This window comes from Pseudomonas sp. PDM09 (assembly GCF_014852305.1).
Lineage (GTDB): Bacteria > Pseudomonadota > Gammaproteobacteria > Pseudomonadales > Pseudomonadaceae > Aquipseudomonas.
The window spans coordinates 93,479-118,905 of the sequence record NZ_JACVBI010000006.1 but is presented as its reverse complement, the minus strand read 5'-3'; the positions used below and the strand labels follow the sequence as shown (position 1 = coordinate 118,905).

Here is a 25,427-nt window from a genome sequence, read left to right as displayed (position 1 = left end):
GAGTCACCGCACTATGAGCCGCGCCCCAGACACATGGATTCTGACCGCCGATTGCCCTAGCGTCCTCGGCACCGTGGATGCGGTGACCCGCTTTCTGTTCGAGCAGGGCTGCTACGTCACCGAGCACCATTCCTTTGATGACCGGCTCTCGGGTCGTTTTTTCATTCGCGTGGAATTTCGTCAGCCTGATGGCTTCGATGAGCAAGCTTTCCGCGCAGGTTTGGCAGAGCGTGGTGACGCCTTCGGGATGGTCTTCGAACTGACCCCGCCGCATCACCGGCCGAAAGTGGTGATCATGGTGTCCAAGGCCGATCACTGCCTCAACGACTTGCTCTACCGTCAGCGCATCGGCCAGTTGTCGATGGACGTGGTCGCCGTGGTTTCCAACCACCCGGACCTCAAGCCGTTAGCCGACTGGCATCAGATTCCGTACTACCATTTTCCCCTGGACCCGAACGACAAGCCGTCCCAGGAGCGTCAGGTCTGGCAGGTGGTCGAAGAGTCCGGCGCCGAACTGGTGATTCTTGCGCGCTACATGCAGGTTCTGTCCCCAGAGTTGTGCCGCAAACTCGACGGCAAGGCGATCAACATTCATCACTCCCTGCTGCCGGGTTTCAAGGGTGCCAAGCCCTATCACCAGGCTTACAACAAGGGCGTGAAACTGGTCGGCGCCACAGCGCATTACATCAACAACGACCTGGACGAAGGCCCGATCATCGCCCAGGGCGTGGAGGCTGTGGATCACAGTCATTACCCCGAAGATTTGATCGCCAAGGGGCGGGATATCGAAGGGCTGACCCTGGCGCGGGCCGTTGGTTATCACATTGAACGACGGGTGTTTTTGAACGCCAATCGCACCGTCGTTCTTTAGATCGCCATCGCTAGCAGGCTAGCTCCCACATTGAAATGCGTACCCTTGTGGAAGCTAGCCTGCTAGCGATGGCGCCATAACAAACAACACAAGACACACAGGCAATAACCCGAGCAATCAACGCGCCGCCGCTCCATGGCGACGCGACCGCTACATAAAAACAACAGCGAGGTGAAAGCATGTCTGGTAATCGTGGTGTGGTGTATCTCGGCGCTGGCAAGGTCGAAGTACAGAAAATCGACTATCCCAAAATGCAGGACCCGCGCGGCAGGAAGATCGAGCACGGCGTCATCCTGCGCGTAGTGTCCACCAACATCTGTGGTTCCGATCAGCACATGGTGCGCGGGCGTACCACCGCTCAGACCGGTCTGGTGCTGGGCCACGAGATCACGGGTGAAGTGATCGAGAAGGGCAGCGGTGTCGAGAACCTGCAGATCGGCGACTTGGTGTCGGTTCCTTTCAACGTTGCCTGTGGCCGTTGCCGTTCGTGCAAAGAGCAACATACTGGCGTCTGCCTGAGCGTTAACCCGGCGCGTCCGGGCGGTGCCTATGGTTACGTCGACATGGGTGACTGGACCGGTGGCCAAGCCGAATACGCGTTTGTGCCGTATGCCGACTTCAACCTGCTGAAACTTCCAGATCGCGACCGGGCCATGGAAAAAATCCGTGACCTGACCTGTCTCTCCGACATCCTGCCCACTGGTTACCACGGCGCAGTGACTGCCGGCGTTGGCCCTGGCAGCACCGTGTACATCGCCGGCGCCGGCCCGGTTGGCCTGGCAGCTGCCGCTTCCGCTCGTCTGCTGGGTGCTGCGGTGGTGATCATCGGTGACGTCAACCCGATCCGCCTGGCCCATGCCAAGGCTCAGGGTTTCGAAATCGCCGACCTGTCGACAGACACCCCACTGCACGAACAAATCGCTGCACTGTTGGGCGAACCGGAAGTGGACTGCGCCGTCGATGCCGTAGGCTTCGAAGCTCGCGGTCACGGCCATGCCGGCGTGAAGCACGAGGCTCCGGCCACCGTGCTCAACTCGCTGATGGGTGTGGTTCGCGTGGCGGGCAAAATCGGTATCCCCGGCCTCTACGTCACTGAAGACCCGGGTGCGGTGGATGCCGCCGCGAAAATGGGCAGCCTGAGCATTCGCTTCGGTCTGGGCTGGGCCAAATCCCACAGCTTCCACACCGGCCAGACCCCGGTGATGAAGTACAACCGCCAACTGATGCAAGCCATCATGTGGGACCGCATCAAGATTGCCGACATCGTGGGTGTCGAAGTCATCAGCCTCGACGACGCCCCGCGTGGTTATGGCGAGTTCGATGCGGGCGTGCCGAAGAAGTTTGTGATCGATCCGCACAAGATGTTCAGCGCGGCGTAAGGCTGGGAGCAAGACGGGAAGAAGGGCGACAGTGATGTCGCCCTTTTTTATGGAGCACCGCAGCCTGCGCTTTCAGGTTCTGCCGGGTTGTTCACAGGCCAGTTTGGCGGGAGCAGGCGTGCCATTCATCGTATGGATTCGGGGTTCCACGACTGGGGGGGAACATGCCAGCAGATGCCCGGTCTAATCGGCAGTTTTGCTGCCCTGCCGGGTGGTTCTCATGGCACAAGAGGATGTCTGGATGAACGTTTCACGCGGTTTTGCGCTGGCATCGCTCATGGCTGTTGCTTCGTTGACGACGCTGGCCGCCAGCCCGGCCTTTGCACAGTTCAGCCTCAGCGATGCGGCCAATGCGGTTACGGCGATGCAGGGTAACGAGGACGATGAGAGCGGCGAGAGCGACGAGAGCGAAGACGCCGTGGCAGCGCTCCCCAAGGCTGCCGGTTTGCTCACTACCCTGGGGTCTCAGCTCAACGTCACGGCAGAACAGGCCGTGGGTGGTGCCGGTGCGATGCTGGGGCTGGCCAGGAACCAACTCAGCGGCCAGGACTTCACCGAGCTGAGCAAAAATGTGCCGGGCCTCGATCAGATCGCCGGCAACAGCGCTCTCAGTGGCTTGAGCGGATTGGGTGGGCTGCTCGGCGGTGGTGTCGACAAGAACCCTTTGCTCAATGGTTTGCTGGGTAACGTCAAGGACACCAAGGACCTGAACAACGCGTTCAGTGCCCTGGGCATGGACACCGGCATGATCGGCCTGTTTGCCCCGGTGATTCTGCAATACCTCGGTCAGCAAGGCGTCGCCGGTTCGCTGCTGCAAAATCTTGGCGGAATCTGGGGCACTGGCACCGGCACCGGCATAGGTAGCTGAGTCAGCCCTCGGCGCGCAGGGCCTTGATACGCTGGTCCTTCTCGATCCAGAGCTGGTTCACCCAGTTCTGGACGTGTTCGCGTAACACCGGATCGTTTTCGTAATCGCCTTGCCACAGCGCCGGGTCCAGTTCACGTGTCTGGATATCGATGATGATCCTGGGCACGTTGCCGCTGATCAAATCCCAGAACCCAGGGATCTTCTGCTGTGGATACACCACCGTCACATCAAGAATGGCATCCAGCTGTTCGCCCATCGCCGCCAGCACAAAAGCCACGCCGCCAGCCTTGGGCTTGAGCAGGTGGGTGAAGGGTGACTGCTGCTGGGCGCTTTTCGCCGAGGTGTATCGAGTGCCTTCCAGATAATTGACCACTGTCACTGGCTGACGCTTGTACAGCTCGCAGGCCTCTTTGGTGATCTCCAGGTCCTTGCCGGCCAGCTCCGGGTTCTTTGCCAGAAACGCCTTGGTGTAGCGCTTCATGAACGGATAGTCCAACGCCCACCAGGCCAGGCCCAGGAACGGCACCCAGATCAGTTCTTTCTTGAGGAAGAATTTGAAGAACGGCGTACGCCGGTTAAGCGCCTGGATCAGCGCCGGGATATCGACCCAGGACTGATGGTTGCCGATTACCAGATACGAGGTGTCGCGGCGCAGATCATCGCCGCCGCGGATGTCCCATTGGGTGGGGATGCACAGTCGGAAGATCAGTTTGTCGATTTCGGCCCAGGTTTCGGCGATCCACATCACCGCTGTCGAGGCGTAATCGCGAAAACGCCCGGGCAGGATCAGTTTGAGCACTGCGAACACCATCAAAGGCCCGAACAGCACCAGGGTGTTAAGCAACAGCAGCAGGGTAACGAAACAGCCGGTGAGCAGGCGGCGCATAAGTAACTCTTGAAAGCGTTTGGGCGCGCCATGATAAGCAGCTTCAGGCGACAGGCCAAATCGGTGGTGACGAATGTTTCACGCTTGTGGCGGTATGTTGAACTGACATAGCGATCGTTCCCACGCTCTGCGTGGGATGCAGCCCGGGACGCTCCGCGTCCCCAAAGCGTGACGCAGAGCGTCACATGAGGCATTCCCACGCAGAGCATGGGGAACGATCATCCACACAACGGTCTAAAATCCCGCTGCCCACTCTTCAAGGAAGCCCCCTACGTGAAATCTCTCCTTGCACTGCTTTCCCTCGTGGCCCTGCCGGTCCTGGCCGCTGAACCGACCCTGTACGGGCGTTACGAATACATCGCGCTGCCGGAAATCGGCGGCGAAGTCCTCAAGGCCAAAATGGACACCGGCGCCCTGACCGCGTCGCTGTCGGCCAAGGACATCGAAACCTTTACCCGCGACGGCGACGAATGGGTGCGTTTCCGCCTCGCCACCAAAGGCGCGAGCAACAAGGTCTACGAACACAAGATCGCGCGGATCAGCAAGATCAAGACCCGCTCCGAAGAAGACGACGATGACAAGGACGCGATCGAACCCACCAAACGGCCAGTGGTTGATCTGGAACTGTGCCTGGGCAATGTCAAGCGCACTGTCGAGGTTAACCTCACCGACCGCAGCAGCTTCAATTACCCGCTGTTGATCGGTGCCAAAGCACTGCGTGAATTCGGTGCGGCGGTGAACCCGGCACGGCGTTTCACGGCAGACAAACCCGACTGCTGATTGACGGCTCATCAGCCTTGGGGCACCGTTCGCCCACTTAACTAGCGGGCTCGGACGCCATGCCTCATATCCTGATTGTCGAAGACGAAGCGGCGATTGCCGACACCCTGATTTTCGCCTTGCAGGGCGAGGGCTTCACCACCACCTGGTTGAGCCTTGGCGCAGCGGCGCTCGAGCATCAGCGCGCCACGCCGGCCGACCTGATCATTCTCGATATCGGCCTGCCTGATATCAGCGGCTTCGAGACCTGCAAGCAATTGCGGCGTTTCAGCGAAGTGCCGGTGATGTTCCTCAGCGCCCGTGATGCCGAGATCGACCGCGTGGTGGGCCTGGAGATCGGCGCCGACGACTATGTGATCAAACCGTTCAGCCCCCGGGAAGTGGCGGCGCGGGTCAGGGCGATTCTCAAGCGCATGGCGCCACGACCGGTGGCGGAGATGGCGCCAGTGCTGTTTCGTATCGACAACGAACGGGTGCAGATCAGCTATCGCAATCAAGCTTTGAGCCTGACCCGCCACGAATTCCGTCTGCTGCAGTGCCTGCTGGAACAACCTGAGCGAGTCTTCAGCCGCGAGCAATTGCTCGATGCGTTGGGCGTGGCCGCCGATGCCGGTTACGAGCGCAGCATCGACAGCCACATCAAGAGCGTGCGCGCCAAATTACGCCTGGTGAAGGCCGATGCCGAGCCGATCCAGACTCATCGCGGCCTCGGTTACAGCTACAGCCCGGGGCACAGCTGATGCCACTGGGGATCCGGATTTTTCTGGTCTACGTGCTGTTCATCGGCCTGACCGGCTACTTCGTGCTCAACACCGTGATGGAAGAAATCCGCCCCGGCGTGCGCCAATCCACCGAAGAAACCCTGGTGGACACCGCGAACCTGATGGCCGAGATCCTGCGCGACGACTTCAAGGCCGGCACCCTCAGCCAGAACCGCTGGCCCGAGTTGCTCAAGGCTTACGGTGAACGGCAGCCGAAGGCGAATATCTGGGGAATGCCGAAGAATCAGGTCAACCACCGCATTTACGTGACCGATGCCAAGGGCATCGTGGTGCTCGATTCCAGCGGCATCGCGGTGGGCCAGGACTACTCGCGCTGGAACGACGTCTACCTGACCCTGCGCGGCGAGTACGGCGCACGTTCGACGCGCAGCAACCCGGATGATTCGAATTCGTCGGTGATGCATGTCGGGGCACCGATTCGCGACAACGGACAAATCATTGGCGTGGTGACGGTGGCCAAGCCCAACAGCTCGCTGCAGCCTTACGTTGATCGCACCGAGCGACGATTGCTGATTTATGGCGCCGGGCTGATTGGCCTTGGTTTGCTGTTCGGTGCGCTGTTGTCGTGGTGGCTGAGCGCGGCGCTGCGGCGGTTGACGGCGTATGCCCAGGCCGTCAGCGAAGGCCGGCGGGTCGAGGTGCCGCATTATCGTGGCGGCGAGCTGGAGCAACTGGCCACGGCGGTGGAGCAGATGCGCACCCAGCTCGAAGGCAAAGCCTACGTCGAGCGTTATGTACACACCCTGACCCATGAATTGAAAAGCCCGCTGGCGGCGATCCGTGGTGCGGCGGAATTGCTGCAAGGCCAGATGCCGCTGGCTCAGCAGCAGCGTTTCGTCAGCAACATCGACAGCGAAAGTGCGCGCATGCAGCAGTTGATCGAACGACTGTTGAACCTGGCGCAGGTGGAACAGCGCCAAGGGCTGGAAGAGCGGGTGGCCGTGCCGTTGGCGGGTTTGGTGGATGAACTGTTAAGCGCGCAGGCTGCGCGAATCGAAGGCAAGCAGTTGCGTGTGGAACTGCAAATTTCTGCGGATCTGAACCTGCTCGGCGAGCCGTTTCTGTTGCGCCAGGCGCTGGGTAATCTGCTGGAGAATGCCTTGGACTTCACCCAGGCGTACGGTGTGCTGCGCTTGCGCGCCGAGCGAGTCGGTGAGCAGATTGAGTTCAGGCTGTTCAACCAGGCCGAGGCGATTCCCGACTATGCATTGCCGCGCTTGAGCGAGCGCTTCTACTCACTGCCGCGTCCGGACAGTGGGCGCAAAAGCACGGGGTTGGGGCTTAACTTCGTTGAAGAAGTGGTCAAACTGCACAACGGCCAACTGTGGGTAGGCAACGTTACTGGCGGTGTAGAGGCCAAGTTGCATTTGCCTGAGGCGACTCGTCATTGACTCAAGGAGCTACCCAACCAGGCACTGATTTTCGGGCCTTGTTTCTATGCACGAACTTGAGTGCCGGCTGCTCGATGAACAACCATGAAAGTGTCGCCAGACCGATGACAATAAAAGTCGTGACAACAATAGACGGTACAAAGGCCAGTGGGGTTTTATTGATGACCAGTTGTTGTACGGGAAAGGCATACAGGTAGATGCCATAGGAGATATCAAACCGGCCCCTGATGGTTTTATCTACGTACAACAGGCCCAGGCTGATGGTTGCCAGACTGACCCCTAGAGTGGCGGTGACCCACACCGACGAAGTCCCCAAGGAAACTACTATCAGTAGGATGGAGGCGGCCAATACGATTGCTTTTGTGCGAGGGCTGTTGAAGTGATGTCGATGAAAGGCGATCAATGATCCCGAGAAAAACGCTATGCCCGCGGCGCAGTAGGCCAGAAATTTCTGCGCCAGTGCGTCCGTGATGTAGTTGCTCAGGACAAGGGTTGCGAGGCCAAACAGCAGTAACAAAGCCAGAGGCATCAAGGGGCTGCGATACAAGGTCAGTATCACCGCCAGCAGAATGTAAAAAACGAATTCGATCTTTAACGTCCACAGGCTTCCGTTAAAGGATTCGCTGAAGATGAAGTCGCTGGTTACTTCATCAATGGAGGCACGTCCAAAAGCTGAAATGCGCAGAAAGTCGACCAAAGCCTCTTTTCCCAAAACATAGTCGCTGGCAAAGAACGCTCCGGCCACGTAGGTCATCAAAAATGAGCAAGCGATAAGCGCCGGAAAGATTCGAGCGACACGCTTTGCCAAGTAGTCTTGAAAGCTAGCGGCGTTCAAATAACTGAGGGTGATCAACAGCCCGGAAATAGCGAAGAAGCAAATGACCGCTATACCGCCCAACGAGTTGTAACCAGTTATCCCCGGCTCGCTCATGCCCGACAGCACAAAGTGATGGCTGACCAGGACCATGAGGGCAGCGAGGTGTCTGATCAGGTCAAATGAGTTGTTTCGCAAAGAGGCGCTCCTTGTCTGGCCTCCTCTATATCAAACAAAGGGGCGAAAATCTGAACTGTAGCTGGCAGTAAAATGTATCCGGAATGGGTGCAGATACCCGCAGGGGCCTGAAGGTAGCGCAGTGTGCCAAGACCCAAAAGGCTTTTACAGGTATTTACACACAATCCCCACAGATCCTCCACGAAACCCCCACACAACTGACCCAGACTTTCCCCATCCAAACAGGGAGAGTCCCATGAACCGTAGCCTGACCCTAAAACTGGGGGCGATTGCCCTTTTGATTCTGTTGCTGCTGATCCCGTTGCTGATGATCAACGGTGTGATCCAGGAGCGCCAGCAACTGCGCGACGGTGTGCTCGAAGACATCGCCCGCAGTTCCAGTTACAGCCAGCAACTGAGCGGCCCGCTGATGGTGGTGCCCTATCGCAAAACGGTGCGCACCTGGAAAACCAACGAAAAAACCAATCAGCGTTACCAGGACGTTCGCGAGGAACGCGGCCGTTTGTATTTCCTGCCGGAGCGCTTCGAACTGGACGGCCAGGTCCAGACCGAACTGCGTGCTCGGGGTATTTACGAGGCGCGGCTGTTCCACGCCGATAACCGCATCAGCGGGCATTTCTCAGTCCCGGCACAACTGGGCATCAAAGAGGACTTCGCCGATTACCGCTTCGATCAACCGTTCCTGGCCGTCGGCATCAGCGACATTCGCGGCATCGAGAATGCGCTGAAGCTCGAACTCAATGGCCAGAGCCAGGATTTTGTACCGGGTAGCCAAGTGGGGTGGTTGGGCGAAGGCGTGCACGTGACGCTGCCAGCGCTGGACACCCAACAGGCCACGGAACTGGCATTCGGTTTCGACTTGCGCCTGCAAGGCACCGGCCAGTTGCAGGTGCTTCCGGTGGGCAAGACCAGCAAGGTCTCACTGGCCGCCAATTGGCCTCACCCCAGCTTCATCGGCAACTACCTGCCGGCCCAGCGTGAAATCACCGATCAGGGCTTCACCGCTAATTGGCAGACCTCATTCTTCTCCACCAACCTGCAAGAGGCGTTGAACAGTTGCGTGTCTGGCGGCCAGTGCGAGGCGTTCAGCGGTCGCAGCTTCGGCGTGAGTTTCATCGACCCGGTGGACCAGTACCTGAAAAGCGACCGGGCAATCAAATACGCGCTGCTGTTCATCGTCCTGACCTTCGCCGGTTTCTTCCTCTTCGAAGTGCTGAAAAGCCTGGCGGTCCACCCGGTGCAATACGCGCTGGTGGGCGTGGCGCTGGCGTTCTTCTACCTGTTGCTGTTGTCGCTGTCCGAACACATCGGCTTTGCCCTGGCGTATCTGCTGTCGGCGAGTGGCTGTGTGGCGTTGATCGGATTCTATGTCTGCCATGTGCTACGCAGCGTGCGTCACGGCGTGAGCTTTTCGGTGGGGTTGGCGGCGTTGTATGGCTTGCTCTATGGCTTGCTGAGTGCCGAGGATTACGCGCTGTTGATGGGCTCGTTGCTGTTGTTCGGGCTGCTGGGCGTGTTCATGGTGCTGACCCGCAAGCTGGACTGGTATGGGATCGGGCAGAAACCGGCCAAGCCGCTGGCCTTCGATATTGGAGCCGTGGAATGAGTCGGTCGTTGGGGTTGCGTGAGGATCAGCGGGTGGGCGAGGTGTTGGCGACGCGGATTGCAGGGTTGTTTCCGTTGGATTGCGGTGGTTCCTTCGCGGGCAAGCCTCGCTCCTACGGATTACTTGGACCTGTAGGAGCGAGGCTTGCCCGCGAAGACGGCAGACCAGTCACCGCGAGTTTCAGACCTTCGGCATCGTCGCAATCATCGAAGGCCGCTGACTCACCTCGAAATACCACTCTGCCAACTTCGGATTCTCTTTGCGCCATTCCAGATCCGGATGGCGCAGATCCAGGTAGCCCAAGGCACAGGCCACACTGATCGCCGCCACATCGAAATGGCTGGTCAGCTCGGCAATCGCGTCGGCTTCCAGCAGGGCCAGGGCGCGACGAATCTTGTCGCGCTGACCGTCAAGCCATTCGTCCCAGTGTTTTTCCGGCGCGCGCAGGGCTACTTCATAGCGAATCATCACCGCGGCATCCATGATCCCGTCTGCCAGCGAAGCCAGGGTCAGACGCCGCCAGCGTGCCGAGCCTTCACGAGGAATCAGCGGATTGCCGACGTGCTGATGATCGAGATAGTCGAGGATCACCCGGCTGTCGTACAACACATTGCCGTCGGCCAGGCGCAGGGCCGGAATCTTGCCTAGCGGGTTGTCTTCGTTGAGGGCCAGATCCGGGCTGACCGGCGTGAGCTGGCTGGCTTGCAGCGCCACGCGGTTCGTTTGCCCGGTTTCGTGCAGCAGCACCATGACTTTGCGAACGAAGGGCGACGCGGGGTTGTGGAACAAGGTCATGCTGGGGGCGGACATGGCAACGATCTCGATCATGGGCAGTGTCGGCAGCATAGCGCGTTGACCCGATAGCTCAAGATGGCTTTAACCCTTGTAGGTTTTTAGCGGTGTTGCAGAAATCCGCGCAGGGCGAGGAAGGCAGGGATGCCCAGCCCGAGCCAGCTCAATGCATCCCACACGCCATCGCCCAGCAACGCGGCAAACAGCCCGGCGGCGCTGAGCAGGGCGATGACGGTGGGCGTGGCGAAGACTTTCCAGAAACTCGACTGTCTCGGCCTCATGTCGGGCACTCCGCGTTTTCGAGCACAGGTTTCGCGACCTTGCGCCGTACCACCCACAAATAAACACCACTGCCGAGCACGATGATGGTCAGCACATCGAGGATCGCCCAGAGGATTTTCATCGGCATGCCGCCGTAATCACCGAAGTGCAGCGGCTGCGACATGCCCATGGCGTCCATGTACCACGGCCGTTCGGCCACCGCCGTGACTTGCAGGGTGCTGGCGTCGATCAGCACCGGGGTCAACAGGTGCGAAGTCAGGTGAGTGCTGCCTTTCATGAACACGGCGTAATGGTGTTCGCTGGAAAATCGCGTGCCGGGGAAGGCTATGAAATCGGGCTGCATGTCTGGCGCGACTTCTTTGGCGATGTCGAGCAGACGGGTCGCAGGCGCCAATTGAGTCAGCGGTGGCGCATCGCGATAAGGCGCGACCATCGCGCTCAGGCTGTCGTTGCGCCACGCGGCGATCAACAAGTCGGCGCAGGCGCTGATCACGCCAGTCACTCCGACCACCAACGCCCAGGTCAGCGTCACCACGCCGATCAGGTTATGCAGATCGAGCCAACGCAAGCGAGTGGATTTGTCGTGGCGCACGGTGGCGAACTTCAAACGCCGCATGAACGGCAGGTACAGCACCGTCCCGGAGACGATCGCCAGCACAAACTGAATCCCCATGAACGCCAGCAGCAACTTGCCCGGCAGGCCGGCGAACATGTCCACGTGCAGGCGCAGCATGACCATCATCAGGCCGCCATTGGCCGAGGGCATTTCCAATGCTTCGCCGGTGCGAGCGTCGAGCATGAAGGTGTGGGACGAGTTCGGCTCGGTGCCGGCGGTGGGCGCCATGATGGCGATGACGCCGTTGGGGTCTTCGTCGTCGTAGCCGAAATACTGCACGACGTCGCCAGGACGATGCTTTTCAGCCGCTTGCACCAACTGCTGCGAATTCAGCTGCGGGGTATCGGCCGGCATGGATTTCAACTCGGCGGCATCGCCCAGCAGATGGTCGATCTCGTGGTGGAAGATCAACGGCAGGCCGGTGAGGGCCAACATCAACAGGAATACCGTGCAGATCAGGCTGGTCCAGGTGTGAACGAATGACCAGCGGCGGATGGTTTTGCTTTTCATTTCACTTCATAGCCTTCAGAAATACCAAAGTCGTCCAGGTAGGACGGCTCGGGTCTTGGGCGTGTCAGTTCAGGCGATTACCACTTGTACGTAGCACTGGCGACGACACTGCGTTGGTCGCCGTAGTAGCAGTAGAAGCTGTCGCAAGTGGAGATGTAGTCCTTGTCGAACAGGTTGGTGGCATTCAATGCCAGTGACGCACCTTTCAGACTGTTATCCAGACGGCCCAAGTCGTAATGAACCGCCGCATCGAACACCGTGTAGGCATCAGCCTTGCCCAGCCAGGTGTTGCCCTGGTCGCCATAAGTATTGCCGGTGTAGCGTGCGCCGGCACCGATGCCGAAACCATCCAGCACACCGTTGTGCCAGGTGTAATCAGCCCACAGAGAGGCTTGCTGGTTAGGCATCAGTTGCAGGCGATTGCCCTTGAAGTCACCCTTTTGTACTTCGGACTTGGCCAGGGTGTAGGCGGCGATGACTTTCAGGTTGTCGGTGACGTCGGAAACGGCTTCCAGCTCCAGGCCTTTGACCTTCACTTCGCCGGTCTGGCTGGTAATCGAGACATTGTCCGCGTTGGTCGTGGTGACGGAGACGTTTTTCTGGGTCAGGTCGTAGACCGCAGCCGTCAGCAGGGTGTTGCTGCCTGGCGGTTGGTACTTGATGCCCAGTTCCCATTGCTTGCCTTCAGTCGGCTTGAACGACTCGGTCGGCGATGCCACGGCTTTGCTCGTCGGCTGGAACGACTCGGCGTAGGACAGGTAGGGCACGAAGCCCGAGTCGAACACATAGCTGATCGCTGCGTTGCCGCTGAATTTCTTGTCCCGTTCGGTATTGGTGGCATCATCTTTGTTGAAGAATTTGGTGCCCGTATGGACCCAGTCCTCACGACCACCGAGGGTCAGACGCCATTGGTCGAGGGCCATTTGGTCCTGGACGTACAAACCGCTCTGGTAGGTCTTCTGGTCATAGTCATAGAACGCCGTCGAGCGCGCCGGGCGAACGATTGGCTGGCCATAGATCGGGTTGTTGACGTTGGTGGTCAGACCGTCACCGAAGATCGAGGTGTAGTTGGTATTGGTGCGCTGGTGATCGAGGCCGATCAACAGGGTGTGACGGATGTCGCCGGTCGCAAAGTCGCCCTGGAAGTTGTTGTCCACGGCGAACTGGCTGATGTCCTCGTCGACACTGGTGCTCGAACGGCCAACATTGCCCTCGGCATCCACTTGGGTGAACGGGTAGGCGCCGGGGGTGAGGGCCTGGAAGGACAGGTCCGACTTGGTGTAACGCAGGTTCTGCTTGAACTGCCAGACATCATTCAAGCGATGTTCAAAGGCGTAACCCAGTGCGTAATAGGTGCGGTCGTAGTATTCCCAGTCCGGGTCACCAAGGTTTTTGTGATGGGAAATATCACCGAGCGGCGAATGGATCTTGGTGCCTTGCACAGGCAGAAACTGGCTGGTAATGCCGGTATCGTCGCGGGTGAATTGCGTCAGCAGGGTGAATTTGGTGTCTTCGTCGATGTTCCAGGTCAGGCTCGGCGCGATGTTGTAGCGTTTGTTATCGATGTGATCGACCTGTGAGCCGCTGTCGCGCAATACACCGCTCAGACTATAGATAAACCGACCGTCGTCATTGATCTTGCCGGTGCTGGCGAAATTGATTTGACGATGGTTGTCGCTGCCGTATTGCACCTGAATTTCGTTGCTCGACTCGGCGCTGGGACGGCGGCTGACCATGTCCAGCAGACCGCCCGGCGGGGTCTGGCCGTAAACCGAAGAGGCCGGGCCGCGCAACAGGGCGAGGCGATCAAGGTTCCAGGTTTCCTGTTTCGGATTGGCGTAGACGCCTTTTGGCAGTGGCAGGCCATCGAGGAATTGCGTCGGTTCGAAACCGCGCACGAGCAACCAGTCGGCGCGGGTGTCACTGCCGAAGCTGCTGGCGACGATGCCAGGCATGTAACGCACAGCGTCATCGAGGTTTTGCACACCGCGATCTTCCATTTGCTGGCGGGTAGCGACGGATATCGAACGCGGCGCTTCGACGAGCGCGGTGTCGGTCTTGGTGCCAGTGGCGGTGCGCGTGGCAACATAACCTTCGACCGGGCTCCAGGCAGTTTCCGCATTTTCCAGGCCAATGACGGCGGTTTCCGGCAAGGCCATTACGCCCTCGGGCACGGCCACCAGGCTGTACGTACCGGCGCTGCTCTGTTCCAGTTGCAGGCCGGTGCCACGCAGGGCTTCACGCAGGGCGCCGGTGGCGTCGAACTGGCCCTTCACCGGGGCCGAGGTCTTGCCCGCCGCCAGCGATGGATTCAACGACAGCGCCAAGCCGGCCTGGCTGGCAATCTGATTCAGGGTGCTGGCCAAAGGCGCAGCGGGCAGGTTGTAGGCGCGAACACTGGACGCCTGTTCGGCGGCCATCAGTGGACCGCTGGCCAAAGGGGCGCAAAGGGCAATGGCGACCGCCAGCAAACGGGGGCGCAACACGGTGTCTAGCGAACGGGACATACAGCGGCTCCTGAATGGAAATATTTCTCAATTGCCTAGATGCCGGACGAGAATTCAAAAGTGATAGGGCGAGATGAAAATAATTTCTATTCGGCCATTTCTAATGTGGGGAGGGGGACTTGCCCTAATGCCAGCCAGTTATGCGCAATGCATGTGGGAGCGGGCTTGCTCGCGAAGAGGGCGTGTCAGTCGACATTAATGTTGCCTGGGACACCGCTTTCGCGAGCAAGCCCGCTCCCACAGGATCTGCGCTGAATTCAGGGCTTGGCGTCAGCCTTCGTCACCGTCACCCACCACGGCGTGTGCTGTTCGATCTGCACCGGCAGGGTCGGTAAAAGCGCACTCAACGCCTTGTCGGTATCGTTCAGCGGGAAGCTGCCGGTGATGCGCAGGTCGGCGACCTCTGGCGTGACGCCAAGATGCCCGCGACGATAGCGAGCGAGTTCCTGGACCAGATCCTCTAGCCGCGCGTTGTCCACCACTAGCATGCCGCGGGTCCAGGCATCGGCGCCGAGGTTGAGGGCGATGATCGGGTCCAGGCCATTGCTGCGCATCAGCACTTGCTGGCCTTCGCGCAGGATCTGTTCCTCGGAACTTGATTCGGGATGGGCGGCTACCGCTGATTGCAACACGCTCAGGCGTGTGCCTTGATCTTCACGCTTGACCAGGAACCGTGTCCCCAGTGCTCGCATGCTGCCTTCGCGAGTTTCGACAATAAACGGCCGGGCATCGCCATGGCCGGTTTCGACGAGGATTTCCCCTTCCTGAAGGACGATCAGCCGCTGCTTCTCATCGAAGCGCACATCCACTGCGCTGTGGGTGTTGAAGTTGATCTGAGTGCCGTCGCTCAGGCGCAGGGTGCGCTGCTCGCCAGTGGCGGTGCGCTGGTCGGCCAGCCAATAGTCGATGGGCAGATAACGATCACCGGCGAACAGCACCAGGCCGATCACCGCGACGACGCTGGCCAGACCGCTGCCGAGCTTGCGCACCCGTCGCCGGATGATTTCGCGCGATTGCAGCAGGGCAGTGCGGGCCGGGCCGCTGGCGACGCTGAAACGCTGGTCCAGCATGCCTAACTGACGCCACGCCCGAGCATGTTCTTCGTGGGCGGCGTGCCATTTAGCGAACTCTTCGCGCTCGACCGCGTTACCGGAATCCAGCGACAGTTGCCAGGCAATCGCGGCATCCAGCACCTGCGCCGACACGGGCTTGGAGTTGACCGGGCTCATACTGGCTCACCGTACAACGCGATGTAGCACTGACGAATGCCTTGGGCCAGGTACTGACGAACCCGCGGCACCGACACCCCCAGGCGCTGAGCGATTTCGGCGTGACCGAGACCGTCGAGACGGTTATAGAGAAACGCCGCCCGGGCCTTGCTCGAGAGCTTGCCCAGCAGATGGTCGATGGCTTTGAGGTCTTCGAGGATCAGTTGCTGTTCTTCCACCGAGGGTTGTTCGCCTTCGGGGATCAGCAGCAATTCGGTGAGGTAGGCCTGTTCCAGTGCGGCGCGGCGGAAATAGTCGAACAGCAGGCCTTTGGCGATCGCCACCAGAAATGCCCGAGGTTCGCGAGGCGCCTTCAGTTCGTCACGGCCCAGCAAGCGCACGAAAGTGTCCTGGCTCAGGTCTTCGGCCCGTTGCGGGCAGGCCACGTTGCGCCGTAGCCAGGCTAATAGCCAACCGCGATGGTCGCGATACAACGCACCAACGAGCTCACTCTGGGGGCTTTGGACTGACGACACGCAACATCACCGAAGGGGAAGTGTTAAGTAACGAGAATTGTTCGCGATTGTGGCAGAGGCGGGGGAGGTAAGCAATTGGTGCTGGTCGGGTGGTTTTGGCGGGGGGATATCCAGTCAGACCAAGTTATCGTTCATCGCGGGCAAGCCACGCTCCCACAGGTTTTGTGCCGCTTGCGAAATCGGCGGACGACGAAAAACCTGTGGGAGCGTGGCTTGCCCGCGATGGGGCCCGAACAGTCACCGAAGATCTAGAAAGACGGAGCCTGTCGCCGCCGCTTCCACTGACTTAGCCGCTGCTGCAAATTCAACGGGCTATGAATCTGCTGCTGTCGCGCCCGGCTGAACAGAATCAGCACCAGCTCCGCTGTCGCCAAGGCATCGGCACTGGCGTTATGCCGCTCGAAAACCTCCAGCTTGAACCAGTCGATCCACTCGTCCAGCCCGGCCTCGCGAATGTGTGCCTGTGGACAAAGCAGCGGCGCGATGTCAGCCACGTCCAGAAACGGATGCTGCAACTTGTAGCCCAGATGTTCTTTCAGCGCCCGCCCCAGCATGTGCTGGTCGAACGGCGCATGAAACGCCAATACCGGACTGTCGCCGACGAACTCCATGAATTCGAGCAAGGCTTGCGCGGGGTCGCTGCCGGCGGCAATGGCGCTCGGGCCCAGACCGTGAATCAACACGCTGGGGCCGAGTTTGAGTTCGGTGCATTGCAGCGTGCGTTCGAACTGCCGGCTGAAATCGATCGCCCCGTCCTCGATCACCACCGCGCCGATGGACAACAGCCGATCTTTATTCAGGTTCAGCCCGGTGGTTTCCAGGTCGAGTACTACCCAGCGTTGTTCGCGCAGGCTGCAATCGCCCAGCTCGGCCACGGCAGGCAAGCACTCCAGACGTTGTTGCAGTTCGCCGGGCAAAACGGGGCTGACCGGGCGCAGCCATGAAAACAGGCTCATAACTGATACCGCAGGGTCAGGCTGCTTTGCAGGCGTTGGGCCTGGCGCAGGGATTCACGCAGGATGCGTCGGTCCAGATGATTGAGGCTGTCGGGATCGACGCGGTTGGAGTAGGGAAAATTCTCCCGGGTCTGTAGCTGATGTTGCTGCATGCGGGTTTGCTGGATGAAGTGATACGCCTCTTCATACGCCGCGCCGTCCAGCCGCTCAATGACCTCTTTGTCTACCAGTTGGCGAAAACGCTCCAGGGTATTGTTGGCGTCGATGCCGTGGGCCAGGGCCAACACTCGCGCACCGTCGACGAAGGGAGTCAGGCCCTGGAGCTTCAGGTCGAGGGTGGCTTTCTCGCCATTCTTGCGCGCCAGCACGAATTCGCGGAAACGGCCCACGGGCGGGCGGTTGCGCAGGGCGTTTTCGGCCATCATGCGTTGGAACAAGCGGTTGTCGCCGACCTGATCGAGAATGCCTTGGCGCAGTTGCTCGCAGCCTCGCTCGTCGCCCCAGACCACGCGCAGGTCGAAATAGATGCTCGACCCCAGCAGGTTTTCCGGAGTCGCCTCGCGGATAAACGCCGCAAAACGTCGCGCCCATTCGGCCCGGGACAAACACAGCTCGGGGTTGCCGGCCATGATGTTGCCTTTGCACAGAGTGAAGCCGCACAGCGCCAGGTTCTGATTGATCTGCTGGGCGATGGGCAGCAACTTGCCGCGAATCTCGGCGGCGTGGGCCGCGTCGCGGGCCTCGAACAGAATGCCGTTGTCCTGATCGGTGTGCAGCGTCTGCTCGCGGCGGCCTTCGCTGCCGAAGCACAGCCAACTGAACGGCACGCCGGGGTCACCTTTCTCGGCGAGCACCAGTTCGATCACCCGGCACACGGTGTGGTCGTTGAGCAGGGTAATGATGTGGGTGATCTGGGTCGAGGACGCGCCATGGGCCAGCATCCGCTCCACCAATTGGCCGATCTCGCCGCGCATCGCCACCAGGTTTTCCAGCTTCAGGGCACTGCGAATAGTCCGCGCCAGATGCACCAGATCGACCCGCTGCAGGGAAAACAGGTCGCGTTCCGAGACCACGCCGCACAGGCGCTGATCCTTGACCAGGCAGACGTGGGCGATGTGCCGTTCGGTCATTGCAATCGCGGCATCGAAGGCGCTGTGGTCCGGCGTCAGGTAAAACGGCGCCCGGGTCATGTGTCCTTCGATGGCTTCATTGAAGTCGCTGGTGCCGTTGGCCACCACATGTCGCAAGTCGCGCAGGGTGAAAATGCCCAGCGGCGCCTTTTGCTCATCAACCACCACAATGCTGCCGACTTGTTGATTGTGCATCAGCGTTACGGCTTCACGTAGCGCAGTGATCGGGCTGCAAGTCACTGGGTGACGCATGGCCAGTTCACCCAGTCGGGTATTGAGCGAGTACTGGGTGCCGAGGGTTTCCACGGCTTTTTGCTGAACTTGCTGGTTGACCTGATCCAGCAAACTGCTGACTCCGCGTAGGGCAAAGTCGCGAAACGGGCTGGAAAGTGCGAACAGTTTGATGAACGCCAGCTTATTCAGCTGTAGGCAAAAGGTATCTTCGGCCGCCAGATGTTCGGTGCGAGTCGCCCGTTCCCCCAGTAGCGCGGCGAGGGGAAAACACTCGCCGGTGGTGATTTCGAAGGTAGTTTCCGTCCCGCCCTTGGCCGTGTGCGGGCGTTCGCCCACGACCCGGCCCTGTTTGACGATGTAGAAATGCTCAACCGGGCCATCGGCAGGTTTGATGATGCTTTCGCCGGGGGCATAAAAACGCAGCTGACATTGCTCGACCAGATAGGCCAGGTGGGCGTTTTCCATCTGATTGAACGGCGGGAAGCGCTGTAGGAATTGCAAAGTGCCCTGGATGTTCTGCAACACCGCGGTTTTCCCTGCCTGGGTGAAGGCGTCCGCTTTACTCATAACCATTACCGCAGTCTTTTTCTGATTGTTGTGTCGGATCGTTGTGTCAGATCGTTACAGGCATGGTCGGCCCCTACGGGCAGGGTGCCCATTGGACGTAAGTCTAGGTAGGCAGTGTTACGGTCGGAATATGGGAAATGTCTGACACAACTGTGGGAAAAACCTCCTACATTGTCTATTGGAAAAGTTTCCGACGAAGTGCACATTGAAGTCTGCTGAGCGATGTCTGACCACTGTGTCAGGGATCGAATCGAAAACGTTGAGAAAGCCATGTCCGACCACGATATTTTGAGTGATGCCGAGCGCGAAGCGCTCAGTGCCGTCATGTTGGAACCAGACTTGCCGCCGCAGCGGGTGTTGATCGTCGATGACGATAAGGACTCCAGGGAATTGCTGTCGGAAATTCTGGGGCTGGACGGCATTCACTGCATGATGGCGGCCAGTGGCGAAACGGCGCTCAAATTACTGGAGACGAAGTCATCAATCGGGTTGGTGATTACCGACCTGCGAATGCGGCATGTCGATGGTCTGGATTTGATTCGTCAGGTGCGGGAGTCGGCGCGTGCGGCGTTGCCGATCATCATCGTCTCCGGCGACGCCGACGTGAAGGATGCCATCGAAGCCATGCACTTGCACGTAGTGGACTTTCTGCTCAAGCCCATCGATAGCGGCAAACTGCTTGAATTGGTCAAGCATGAGCTGGGGATTGAGTCTTTGCCGTGATCGTTCCCATGCTCCGCGTGGGAATGCCTCCATAGACGCTCTGCGTCCGTTTTTGGACGCGGAGCGTCCCGGGCTGCATTCCCACGCGGAGCGTGGGAACGATCAATCTGAAGCAAAAAAGCCCTGATCTTTCGATCAGGGCTTTTTCATGTCCGGCGTCAGCGTTTACTCAAAGGCCATTGGCAGCCTTGAATTCGCGACGACGACGGTGCAGAACCGGCTCGGTGTAGCCGTTTGGTTGTTTGGTGCCTTCCACCACCAATTCGACCGCCGCCTGGAAGGCGATATTGCTGTCGAAATTCGGTGCCAACGGACGGTACAGCGGGTCGTTGGCGTTTTGACGGTCAACCACCGGCGCCATGCGCTTGAGGCTTTCCATCACCTGATCTTCAGTGACGATGCCGTGGCGCAGCCAGTTGGCGATGTGCTGGCTGGAAATACGCAGCGTCGCACGGTCTTCCATCAGGCCGACGTCATTGATGTCCGGCACTTTCGAGCAACCCACACCCTGGTCGATCCAGCGCACCACGTAGCCAAGAATGCCCTGGGCGTTGTTATCCAGTTCGTTCTTGATCTGCTCCGCGGTCCAGTCTGGGTTGACGGCCAGCGGGATGGTCAGAATGTCGTCCACCGAAGCGCGAGCACGTTTAGCCAGCTCGGCCTGACGGGCGAACACGTCGACCTTGTGGTAATGCAGCGCGTGCAGCGCGGCGGCGGTCGGCGATGGGACCCAGGCGGTGTTGGCACCCGCCATCGGGTGAGCGATTTTCTGTTCGAGCATCGCTGCCATCAGGTCCGGCATGGCCCACATGCCTTTACCGATCTGGGCGCGACCTTGCAGGCCGGTGCTCAGGCCAATATCGACGTTCCAGTTCTCGTAGGCGCTGATCCATTTTTCAGCCTTCATGTCGGCCTTGCGCACCATCGGGCCGGCTTCCATGGAGGTATGGATTTCATCGCCCGTGCGGTCGAGGAAGCCAGTGTTGATGAACACCACGCGCTCGGCGGCAGCCTTGATGCAGGCCTTGAGGTTGACCGTGGTACGGCGCTCCTCGTCCATGATCCCGACTTTGAGGGTGTTGCGTGGCAAGCCCAGCACGTCTTCGATGCGACCAAACAGCTCGTTGGTGAACGCCGCTTCTTCCGGGCCGTGCATCTTCGGCTTCACGATATAGACCGAGCCGGTACGGCTGTTCTTGCGCGAGCTATTGCCGTTGAGGCTGTGAATCGCCGCAAGGCAAGTCAGCAGACCGTCGAGAATACCTTCCGGTACTTCGTTGCCGTCTTTATCGAGGATCGCATCGATGGTCATCAGGTGACCGACGTTGCGCACGAACAACAGCGAGCGACCGTGCAGGCTCAGTTCGCTGCCGTCGAGGGCGGTATAGGTGCGATCGGCGTTCATGGTACGGGTAAAAGTCTGACCGCCCTTGGCGACTTCTTCCGACAGATCGCCCTTCATCAAGCCGAGCCAGTTGCGGTAGATCACCACTTTGTCATCGGCATCGACGGCGGCGACCGAGTCTTCGCAGTCCATGATGGTGGTCAGCGCGGCTTCCATCAGGATGTCTTTGACGCCGGCCGCGTCGGTCTGGCCGACGGGGGTGCTGGCGTCGATCTGGATTTCGAAGTGCAGGCCGTTGTTTTTCAGCAGGATCGCAGTTGGAGCCGCTGTATCGCCGTGGAAACCGATCAGTTGCGCATCGTCGCGCAGGCCGGTGTTGCTGCCGCCTTTGAGGGCGATCACCAGTTTGCCGTCAATGATCTTGTAGCCGGTGGAGTCGACGTGGGAGCCGGCAGCCAATGGCGCGGCTTCGTCGAGGAAGGCGCGGGCGAAGGCGATGACCTTGTCGCCGCGAACCTTGTTGTAGCCTTTGCCTTTTTCCGCGCCGTCCGCTTCGCTGATGGCGTCGGTGCCATAGAGCGCGTCATACAGCGAACCCCAGCGGGCGTTCGAGGCGTTGAGCGCGAAGCGCGCGTTCATCACCGGCACCACCAGCTGTGGACCGGCCATGCGGGCGATTTCGTCATCGACGTTTTGTGTCGTTGCCTGGAAATCAGCCGCTTCTGGCAGCAGATAACCGATGTCTTGCAGGAAGGCTTTGTAGGCCACCGCATCGTGCGCAACACCTGCACGAGCCTGGTGCCAGGCATCGATACGTGCCTGGAAATCATCGCGTTTGGCGAGTAGGGCTTTGTTCTTCGGCGCCAGGTCATGGATGACCTTGTCGGCACCGGCCCAGAACGTGTCGGCGTTGAGGCCGGTACCGGGAATGGCTTCGTTGTTCACGAAGTCGAACAGGACTTTGGCGACCTGCAGGCCACCGACTTGAACGTGTTCAGTCATTGCTTGCCTCACTCTGCTCAGCTATTTCGCTTTTCAGCTCTTCAATTTAACAATGAAGCCTCTGGCCATTTAAACCACAAACCCATCTACCAGTACATGCCATTGCTGGCGGCTGGGTTCGATCCGATCAACGGCTTTGCGGCCTTGCTGACAGGGCTTTCGGGGGTTGCGACGACACCTGCGGCAGACATCGATCCAGCGTTATGTAGTGCGCGCTGCGGCATACTACATGATGAATTGCGGTTGTGAAAATTAGACTAATTACGTCGTTCTGCGACCCCATGACGCATTGCGGTCATGGCGAGGAACGGGATGTTCTCAAAAAACTATTGGATTGTTCCAGTTAAATATAAAAACTTGTACACGATTTATGGTTTGGCAGGATTGTTGGTGGGTGTCCGCGAAGACGACAGCCGATTCAGCGCAAGATCAACCCTTGCCTATACTTGTTTTTCTATAACAAAAGTCATGACAAGAGGGCTGCGCCATGAACCACCTCGTACTCACGGTATTCGCTCTGGACAAGCCCGGGCAGGTCGAGCGCATTGCCCAATGCATTGCCGAGCATGGTGGCAACTGGCTGGAGAGCCGCATGTCGCGGATGGCCGGGCAGTTCGCCGGGATCCTTCGGGTGGGTGTACCGGCCGAGGCTTACGATGAACTGGTAGACGCCCTACAGGGACTGTCGGCCCAGGGGATTCGCGTGATGATCGCCGAAAGCGGCATTGAACAATCCTGCACCTGGAAGCCGATTGCCATGGAATTGGTGGGCAATGATCGTCCGGGCATCGTGCGAGACATTACGCGCCTGCTGAGCGAACAGGGCGTGAACCTGGAAAGTCTGGTGACCGAAGTACGCCCGGCGCCGATGAGCAGCGAGCCTTTGTTCCACGCTGAAGCGATTCTCGCGGTGCCACTGACTTTGTCGCTGGAGGTGCTGCAATCGCGCCTGGAAACCCTGGCGGACGATCTGATGGTCGAATTGGTGCTGCGCAGCGAACCCTGAAAAGGTTATCCAAGTTATACGTGCACCTGCCTGTGGATAACCTGTAGAGACACCTCGCCAGGCCACGTCGGCCGGTACTCTTCAGGATCTGATCAAAAAACCAGCAGTTTCAGTGACTTGCGCACAAACGCCGGGGATCACACTGTGGATAACCTTGGGAAGGATGGATGCAGGCCACGGGAGACGTGGCCTGTAGAGATTTGTACGTTTTCTGATCAGCTGCGGCGGCGCAGACTTATCCACGCATCGACGCTGTAAACCGCCAGACCGGCCCAAATAAAGATGAACGCCACCAGCGTGCTGGACGACAAGTGTTCGCCAAACAGCAAAACGGCTTGCAGCAACACCAATGTCGGCGCCAGGTACTGGAGAAATCCGAGGGTGGTGTAGGGCAAATGCCGGGCGGCGGCGTTGAAACATACCAGCGGCACCAGCGTCACTGGACCTGCCGCCACCAGCCACCAGGCTTCAGAGGTGGTCCAGAATTCGGCTTGTGCGCTGCTCGCCGTCGGATTGAACAGTAGCCAGGCGACAGCAATCGGCACCAGCATCCAGGTTTCCACCACCAGCCCCGGCAGCGCCTTGACCGGTGCCTGCTTGCGGATCAATCCGTAGAAGCCGAAGGTCAATGCCAGCACCAGCGACACCCAGGGCAAACTGCCGACTTGCCACACTTGCTGCGCAACACCGACCGCCGCCAGGCCAACCGCCAGCCATTGCATGCGTCGCAGTCGTTCGCCGAGGATCAGCATCCCCAACAACACGTTTACCAGCGGGTTGATGTAGTAACCGAGGCTGGCTTCGAGCATGCGCCCGTTGTTCACCGACCAGACGTAGGTCAGCCAGTTGGCGGCGATCAACGTGCCGCTCAGAGCCAGGATTGCCAGCCGTCGCGGGTTCTCACGCAGCTCGCGCCACCAGCCGGGATGCTTCCAGACGAGTAGCAGCAAAGCACCAAACAGCGCGGACCAAAGCACTCGGTGGATGATGATCTCCACGGCGGGCACGCTGGCGATGGCTTTGAAGTAGAGCGGGAACAGGCCCCAGATGATGTAGGCACTCAGGCCCAGGATGTACCCGCGACGCGGGTTGGCGGCTTGCATGAGAATCCTTGCTTAGGCAGCTAACAAAGAGGGGGATTGTAAGGAGGTTGTATAGATGTGTCGTGTCTGAAAGCAAAAGATCGCAGCCTTCGGCAGCTCCTACGGAGGAATTGCGTACACCTGTAGGAGCTGCCGAAGGCTGCGATCTTTTGATATTGAATTTAAAAGAGCTTCAGTGGCTCTTCATTGAGCGCAGCCAATTGTTCACGCAGCGCCAGCACTTGATCGCCCCAATAGCGCTCGGTACCAAACCACGGAAAGCTGCGAGGGAAGGCCGGGTCGTCCCAGCGACGGGCGAGCCAGGCGCTGTAGTGCATCAGGCGCAAGGCGCGCAGCGGTTCGATCAGCGCCAGTTCCCGCGGGTCGAAGTCGTGGAATTCGTTGTAGCCGTCCATCAATTCCGACAACTGCCCCAGACATTCCTGACGATCACCCGCCAACATCATCCAGATATCCTGCACCGCCGGGCCCATGCGGCAGTCGTCGAGGTCGACGATGTGGAACATCTCGTCGCGGCACATCATGTTGCCGGGGTGGCAATCGCCGTGCATGCGGATGTTCTGGTGCGGCGTGGCCTTGTAGACCTCTTCGACCCGCTTGAGCAGGTCGCGGGCCACGGACTCGTAGGCCGGCAGCAAGCTTTTGGGTACGAAATTGCCTTCGAGCAATGTCGTCAGCGAGTCCTGACCGAAGTTCTTTACTCCCAGCGCTTCACGGTGTTCGAACGGTTTGGTAGAGCCGACCGCGTGCAGGCGACCGAGCAGTTGCCCCAGGCGATACAGCTGATCGAGATTGCCCGGCTCCGGCGCACGGCCGCCACGGCGGGGGAACAGGGTGAAGCGGAAACCGTTGTGTTCGTGCAGGCTGGCACCGTTGTGAATCATCGGCGCGACCACCGGTACGTCGCATTCGGCGAGTTCAAAGGTGAATTGGTGCTCTTCGAGAATCGCTTCGTTGGTCCAGCGCTGCGGGCGGTAGAACTTGGCGATCAGCGGTTCGGAGTCTTCGATGCCGACCTGATAGACACGGTTCTCGTAGCTGTTGAGCGCCAGAATGCGGGCGTCGCTGAGAAAGCCGATGCTTTCGACGGCATCGAGCACGAGGTCTGGGGTGAGCGTTGCAAACGGGTGGGCCATGCTGACTCCTGCGCGCAGCAGGCTGCCGCGTCGGGCCAAACATGGTAGCGCAGACGGGGCTTCTTTAGGGGGATCGTTCCTATGGGATCGTTCCCACGCTCTGCGTGGGAGCGCCTCGCCGGACGCTCCGCGTCCGATTTTGGGACGCAGAGCGTCCCTTGCTGCATTCCCACGCAGAGCGTGGGAACGATCATGAGGG

The 25,427-nt window shown here is 59.5% G+C and carries 23 protein-coding genes; 10 read left to right on the top strand and 13 right to left on the bottom strand.

The window, feature by feature from the left end:
* The first annotated feature begins 13 nt into the window (after positions 1-13).
* The 3 genes from purU to IB250_RS16015 all read left to right on the top strand — a co-directional run bounded on the left by purU (position 14) and on the right by IB250_RS16015 (position 3,118).
* Positions 14-871 carry a formyltetrahydrofolate deformylase gene (gene purU, locus IB250_RS16025; protein ID WP_007907570.1) on the top strand — a complete coding sequence of 286 codons (858 nt, stop codon included), beginning with the start codon at positions 14-16 and terminating at the stop codon, positions 869-871.
* 179 nt (positions 872-1,050) lie between these two features.
* Positions 1,051-2,250, top strand: coding sequence for a formaldehyde dehydrogenase, glutathione-independent (gene fdhA, locus IB250_RS16020; RefSeq protein ID WP_007907573.1), 1,200 nt, complete (start codon positions 1,051-1,053; stop codon positions 2,248-2,250).
* 241 nt (positions 2,251-2,491) lie between these two features.
* A complete protein-coding gene (locus tag IB250_RS16015) occupies positions 2,492-3,118 on the top strand; it encodes a DUF2780 domain-containing protein (RefSeq protein WP_192344839.1) in 627 nt (208 codons plus the stop codon).
* 1 nt (position 3,119) lies between these two features.
* On the opposite strand, the gene IB250_RS16010 is transcribed toward IB250_RS16015, so the two are convergent.
* Complete coding sequence (locus IB250_RS16010) at positions 3,120-4,004, bottom strand: acyltransferase (protein WP_192344838.1); 885 nt, start codon at positions 4,002-4,004, stop codon at positions 3,120-3,122.
* Between the two features lie 273 nt (positions 4,005-4,277).
* On the opposite strand from IB250_RS16010, the gene IB250_RS16005 reads away from it, so the two are divergent.
* Genes IB250_RS16005 through creC form a run of 3 tightly spaced genes read left to right on the top strand, consistent with a single transcriptional unit; the run spans position 4,278 to position 6,957 of the window.
* Positions 4,278-4,784 (top strand): ATP-dependent zinc protease, encoded by a 507-nt coding sequence (locus tag IB250_RS16005; protein WP_192344837.1) that lies wholly within the window; start codon positions 4,278-4,280, stop codon positions 4,782-4,784.
* Positions 4,785-4,843: 59 nt separating this feature from the next.
* Positions 4,844-5,524 (top strand): two-component system response regulator CreB, encoded by a 681-nt coding sequence (gene creB, locus IB250_RS16000; RefSeq protein WP_192344836.1) that lies wholly within the window; start codon positions 4,844-4,846, stop codon positions 5,522-5,524.
* Positions 5,524-6,957, top strand: coding sequence for a two-component system sensor histidine kinase CreC (creC, locus tag IB250_RS15995; protein WP_192344835.1), 1,434 nt, complete (start codon positions 5,524-5,526; stop codon positions 6,955-6,957). The genes creB and creC overlap by 1 nt, the downstream gene beginning before the upstream one ends.
* Position 6,958: 1 nt before the next feature.
* Here the strand turns inward: creC and IB250_RS15990 are convergent, their stop codons facing one another.
* The gene (locus IB250_RS15990) at positions 6,959-7,969 is read right to left on the bottom strand and encodes an acyltransferase family protein (RefSeq protein WP_192344834.1); all 1,011 of its coding nucleotides are present in this window, start codon (positions 7,967-7,969) and stop codon (positions 6,959-6,961) included.
* Positions 7,970-8,204: 235 nt separating this feature from the next.
* Here IB250_RS15990 and creD point away from each other — a divergent pair, with 235 nt between their 5' ends.
* The gene (creD, locus tag IB250_RS15985) at positions 8,205-9,575 is read left to right on the top strand and encodes a cell envelope integrity protein CreD (protein ID WP_192344833.1); all 1,371 of its coding nucleotides are present in this window, start codon (positions 8,205-8,207) and stop codon (positions 9,573-9,575) included.
* A 180-nt stretch (positions 9,576-9,755) separates the two neighbouring features.
* On the opposite strand, the gene IB250_RS15980 is transcribed toward creD, so the two are convergent.
* The 8 genes from IB250_RS15980 to IB250_RS15945 all read right to left on the bottom strand — a co-directional run bounded on the left by IB250_RS15980 (position 9,756) and on the right by IB250_RS15945 (position 18,919).
* Positions 9,756-10,385, bottom strand: coding sequence for a glutathione S-transferase (locus tag IB250_RS15980; protein ID WP_192344832.1), 630 nt, complete (start codon positions 10,383-10,385; stop codon positions 9,756-9,758).
* An 83-nt stretch (positions 10,386-10,468) separates the two neighbouring features.
* The gene (locus tag IB250_RS15975) at positions 10,469-10,648 is read right to left on the bottom strand and encodes a hypothetical protein (RefSeq protein WP_192344831.1); all 180 of its coding nucleotides are present in this window, start codon (positions 10,646-10,648) and stop codon (positions 10,469-10,471) included.
* The gene (locus IB250_RS15970; protein WP_192344830.1) at positions 10,645-11,775 is read right to left on the bottom strand and encodes a PepSY-associated TM helix domain-containing protein; all 1,131 of its coding nucleotides are present in this window, start codon (positions 11,773-11,775) and stop codon (positions 10,645-10,647) included. Before IB250_RS15970 ends, IB250_RS15975 begins: the two co-directional genes overlap by 4 nt.
* Positions 11,776-11,852: 77 nt before the next feature.
* Positions 11,853-14,282: a TonB-dependent siderophore receptor gene (locus tag IB250_RS15965; protein ID WP_192344829.1), complete on the bottom strand. Its 2,430-nt coding sequence runs from the start codon at positions 14,280-14,282 to the stop codon at positions 11,853-11,855.
* Positions 14,283-14,539: 257 nt separating this feature from the next.
* Positions 14,540-15,511, bottom strand: a complete 972-nt coding sequence (locus IB250_RS15960) for a FecR domain-containing protein (protein ID WP_192344828.1) — start codon at positions 15,509-15,511, stop codon at positions 14,540-14,542.
* Positions 15,508-16,026 (bottom strand): RNA polymerase sigma factor, encoded by a 519-nt coding sequence (locus IB250_RS15955; RefSeq protein WP_192344827.1) that lies wholly within the window; start codon positions 16,024-16,026, stop codon positions 15,508-15,510. The genes IB250_RS15960 and IB250_RS15955 overlap by 4 nt, the downstream gene beginning before the upstream one ends.
* A gap of 248 nt (positions 16,027-16,274) precedes the next feature.
* Entirely contained in the window at positions 16,275-16,982 is a 708-nt protein-coding gene (locus tag IB250_RS15950; protein WP_192344826.1) for a PolC-type DNA polymerase III, read from the bottom strand.
* On the bottom strand, positions 16,979-18,919 hold the full coding sequence (locus IB250_RS15945; protein ID WP_192344825.1) for a putative nucleotidyltransferase substrate binding domain-containing protein: 1,941 nt from the start codon (positions 18,917-18,919) through the stop codon (positions 16,979-16,981). Before IB250_RS15945 ends, IB250_RS15950 begins: the two co-directional genes overlap by 4 nt.
* Positions 18,920-19,183: 264 nt before the next feature.
* Here IB250_RS15945 and IB250_RS15940 point away from each other — a divergent pair, with 264 nt between their 5' ends.
* Positions 19,184-19,636: a response regulator gene (locus tag IB250_RS15940; RefSeq protein ID WP_192344824.1), complete on the top strand. Its 453-nt coding sequence runs from the start codon at positions 19,184-19,186 to the stop codon at positions 19,634-19,636.
* Between the two features lie 169 nt (positions 19,637-19,805).
* Here the strand turns inward: IB250_RS15940 and IB250_RS15935 are convergent, their stop codons facing one another.
* Positions 19,806-21,983, bottom strand: a complete 2,178-nt coding sequence (locus IB250_RS15935) for a malate synthase G (protein ID WP_192344823.1) — start codon at positions 21,981-21,983, stop codon at positions 19,806-19,808.
* Here IB250_RS15935 and IB250_RS15930 point away from each other — a divergent pair.
* Both IB250_RS15930 and IB250_RS15925 read left to right on the top strand, forming a co-directional pair.
* The gene (locus IB250_RS15930) at positions 21,966-22,232 is read left to right on the top strand and encodes a hypothetical protein (protein WP_192344822.1); all 267 of its coding nucleotides are present in this window, start codon (positions 21,966-21,968) and stop codon (positions 22,230-22,232) included. The two genes, IB250_RS15935 and IB250_RS15930, sit on opposite strands and share 18 nt — an antisense overlap.
* 238 nt (positions 22,233-22,470) lie before the next feature.
* Positions 22,471-22,989 (top strand): glycine cleavage system protein R, encoded by a 519-nt coding sequence (locus tag IB250_RS15925; RefSeq protein WP_123497323.1) that lies wholly within the window; start codon positions 22,471-22,473, stop codon positions 22,987-22,989.
* 215 nt (positions 22,990-23,204) lie between these two features.
* On the opposite strand, the gene rarD is transcribed toward IB250_RS15925, so the two are convergent.
* Entirely contained in the window at positions 23,205-24,092 is an 888-nt protein-coding gene (gene rarD, locus IB250_RS15920; RefSeq protein WP_038981175.1) for an EamA family transporter RarD, read from the bottom strand.
* A 161-nt stretch (positions 24,093-24,253) separates the two neighbouring features.
* Positions 24,254-25,228: a serine/threonine protein kinase gene (locus tag IB250_RS15915; protein WP_192344821.1), complete on the bottom strand. Its 975-nt coding sequence runs from the start codon at positions 25,226-25,228 to the stop codon at positions 24,254-24,256.
* Positions 25,229-25,427: the final 199 nt, after the last annotated feature.

Bases quoted from the DNA above. Each gene is read 5' to 3' on its own strand.
- purU (WP_007907570.1), top strand. From the start codon at position 14: ATGAGCCGCGCCCCAGACACATGGATTCTGACCGCCGATTGCCCTAGC.
- fdhA (WP_007907573.1), top strand. From the start codon at position 1,051: ATGTCTGGTAATCGTGGTGTGGTGTATCTCGGCGCTGGCAAGGTCGAA.
- IB250_RS16015 (WP_192344839.1), top strand. From the start codon at position 2,492: ATGAACGTTTCACGCGGTTTTGCGCTGGCATCGCTCATGGCTGTTGCT.
- IB250_RS16010 (WP_192344838.1), bottom strand. From the start codon at position 4,004: ATGCGCCGCCTGCTCACCGGCTGTTTCGTTACCCTGCTGCTGTTGCTT.
- creB (WP_192344836.1), top strand. From the start codon at position 4,844: ATGCCTCATATCCTGATTGTCGAAGACGAAGCGGCGATTGCCGACACC.
- creC (WP_192344835.1), top strand. From the start codon at position 5,524: ATGCCACTGGGGATCCGGATTTTTCTGGTCTACGTGCTGTTCATCGGC.
- creD (WP_192344833.1), top strand. From the start codon at position 8,205: ATGAACCGTAGCCTGACCCTAAAACTGGGGGCGATTGCCCTTTTGATT.
- IB250_RS15980 (WP_192344832.1), bottom strand. From the start codon at position 10,385: ATGTCCGCCCCCAGCATGACCTTGTTCCACAACCCCGCGTCGCCCTTC.
- IB250_RS15975 (WP_192344831.1), bottom strand. From the start codon at position 10,648: ATGAGGCCGAGACAGTCGAGTTTCTGGAAAGTCTTCGCCACGCCCACC.
- IB250_RS15970 (WP_192344830.1), bottom strand. From the start codon at position 11,775: ATGAAAAGCAAAACCATCCGCCGCTGGTCATTCGTTCACACCTGGACC.
- IB250_RS15965 (WP_192344829.1), bottom strand. From the start codon at position 14,282: ATGTCCCGTTCGCTAGACACCGTGTTGCGCCCCCGTTTGCTGGCGGTC.
- IB250_RS15960 (WP_192344828.1), bottom strand. From the start codon at position 15,511: ATGAGCCCGGTCAACTCCAAGCCCGTGTCGGCGCAGGTGCTGGATGCC.
- IB250_RS15950 (WP_192344826.1), bottom strand. From the start codon at position 16,982: ATGAGCCTGTTTTCATGGCTGCGCCCGGTCAGCCCCGTTTTGCCCGGC.
- IB250_RS15945 (WP_192344825.1), bottom strand. From the start codon at position 18,919: ATGGTTATGAGTAAAGCGGACGCCTTCACCCAGGCAGGGAAAACCGCG.
- IB250_RS15940 (WP_192344824.1), top strand. From the start codon at position 19,184: ATGTCCGACCACGATATTTTGAGTGATGCCGAGCGCGAAGCGCTCAGT.
- IB250_RS15935 (WP_192344823.1), bottom strand. From the start codon at position 21,983: ATGACTGAACACGTTCAAGTCGGTGGCCTGCAGGTCGCCAAAGTCCTG.
- IB250_RS15925 (WP_123497323.1), top strand. From the start codon at position 22,471: ATGAACCACCTCGTACTCACGGTATTCGCTCTGGACAAGCCCGGGCAG.
- rarD (WP_038981175.1), bottom strand. From the start codon at position 24,092: ATGCAAGCCGCCAACCCGCGTCGCGGGTACATCCTGGGCCTGAGTGCC.
- IB250_RS15915 (WP_192344821.1), bottom strand. From the start codon at position 25,228: ATGGCCCACCCGTTTGCAACGCTCACCCCAGACCTCGTGCTCGATGCC.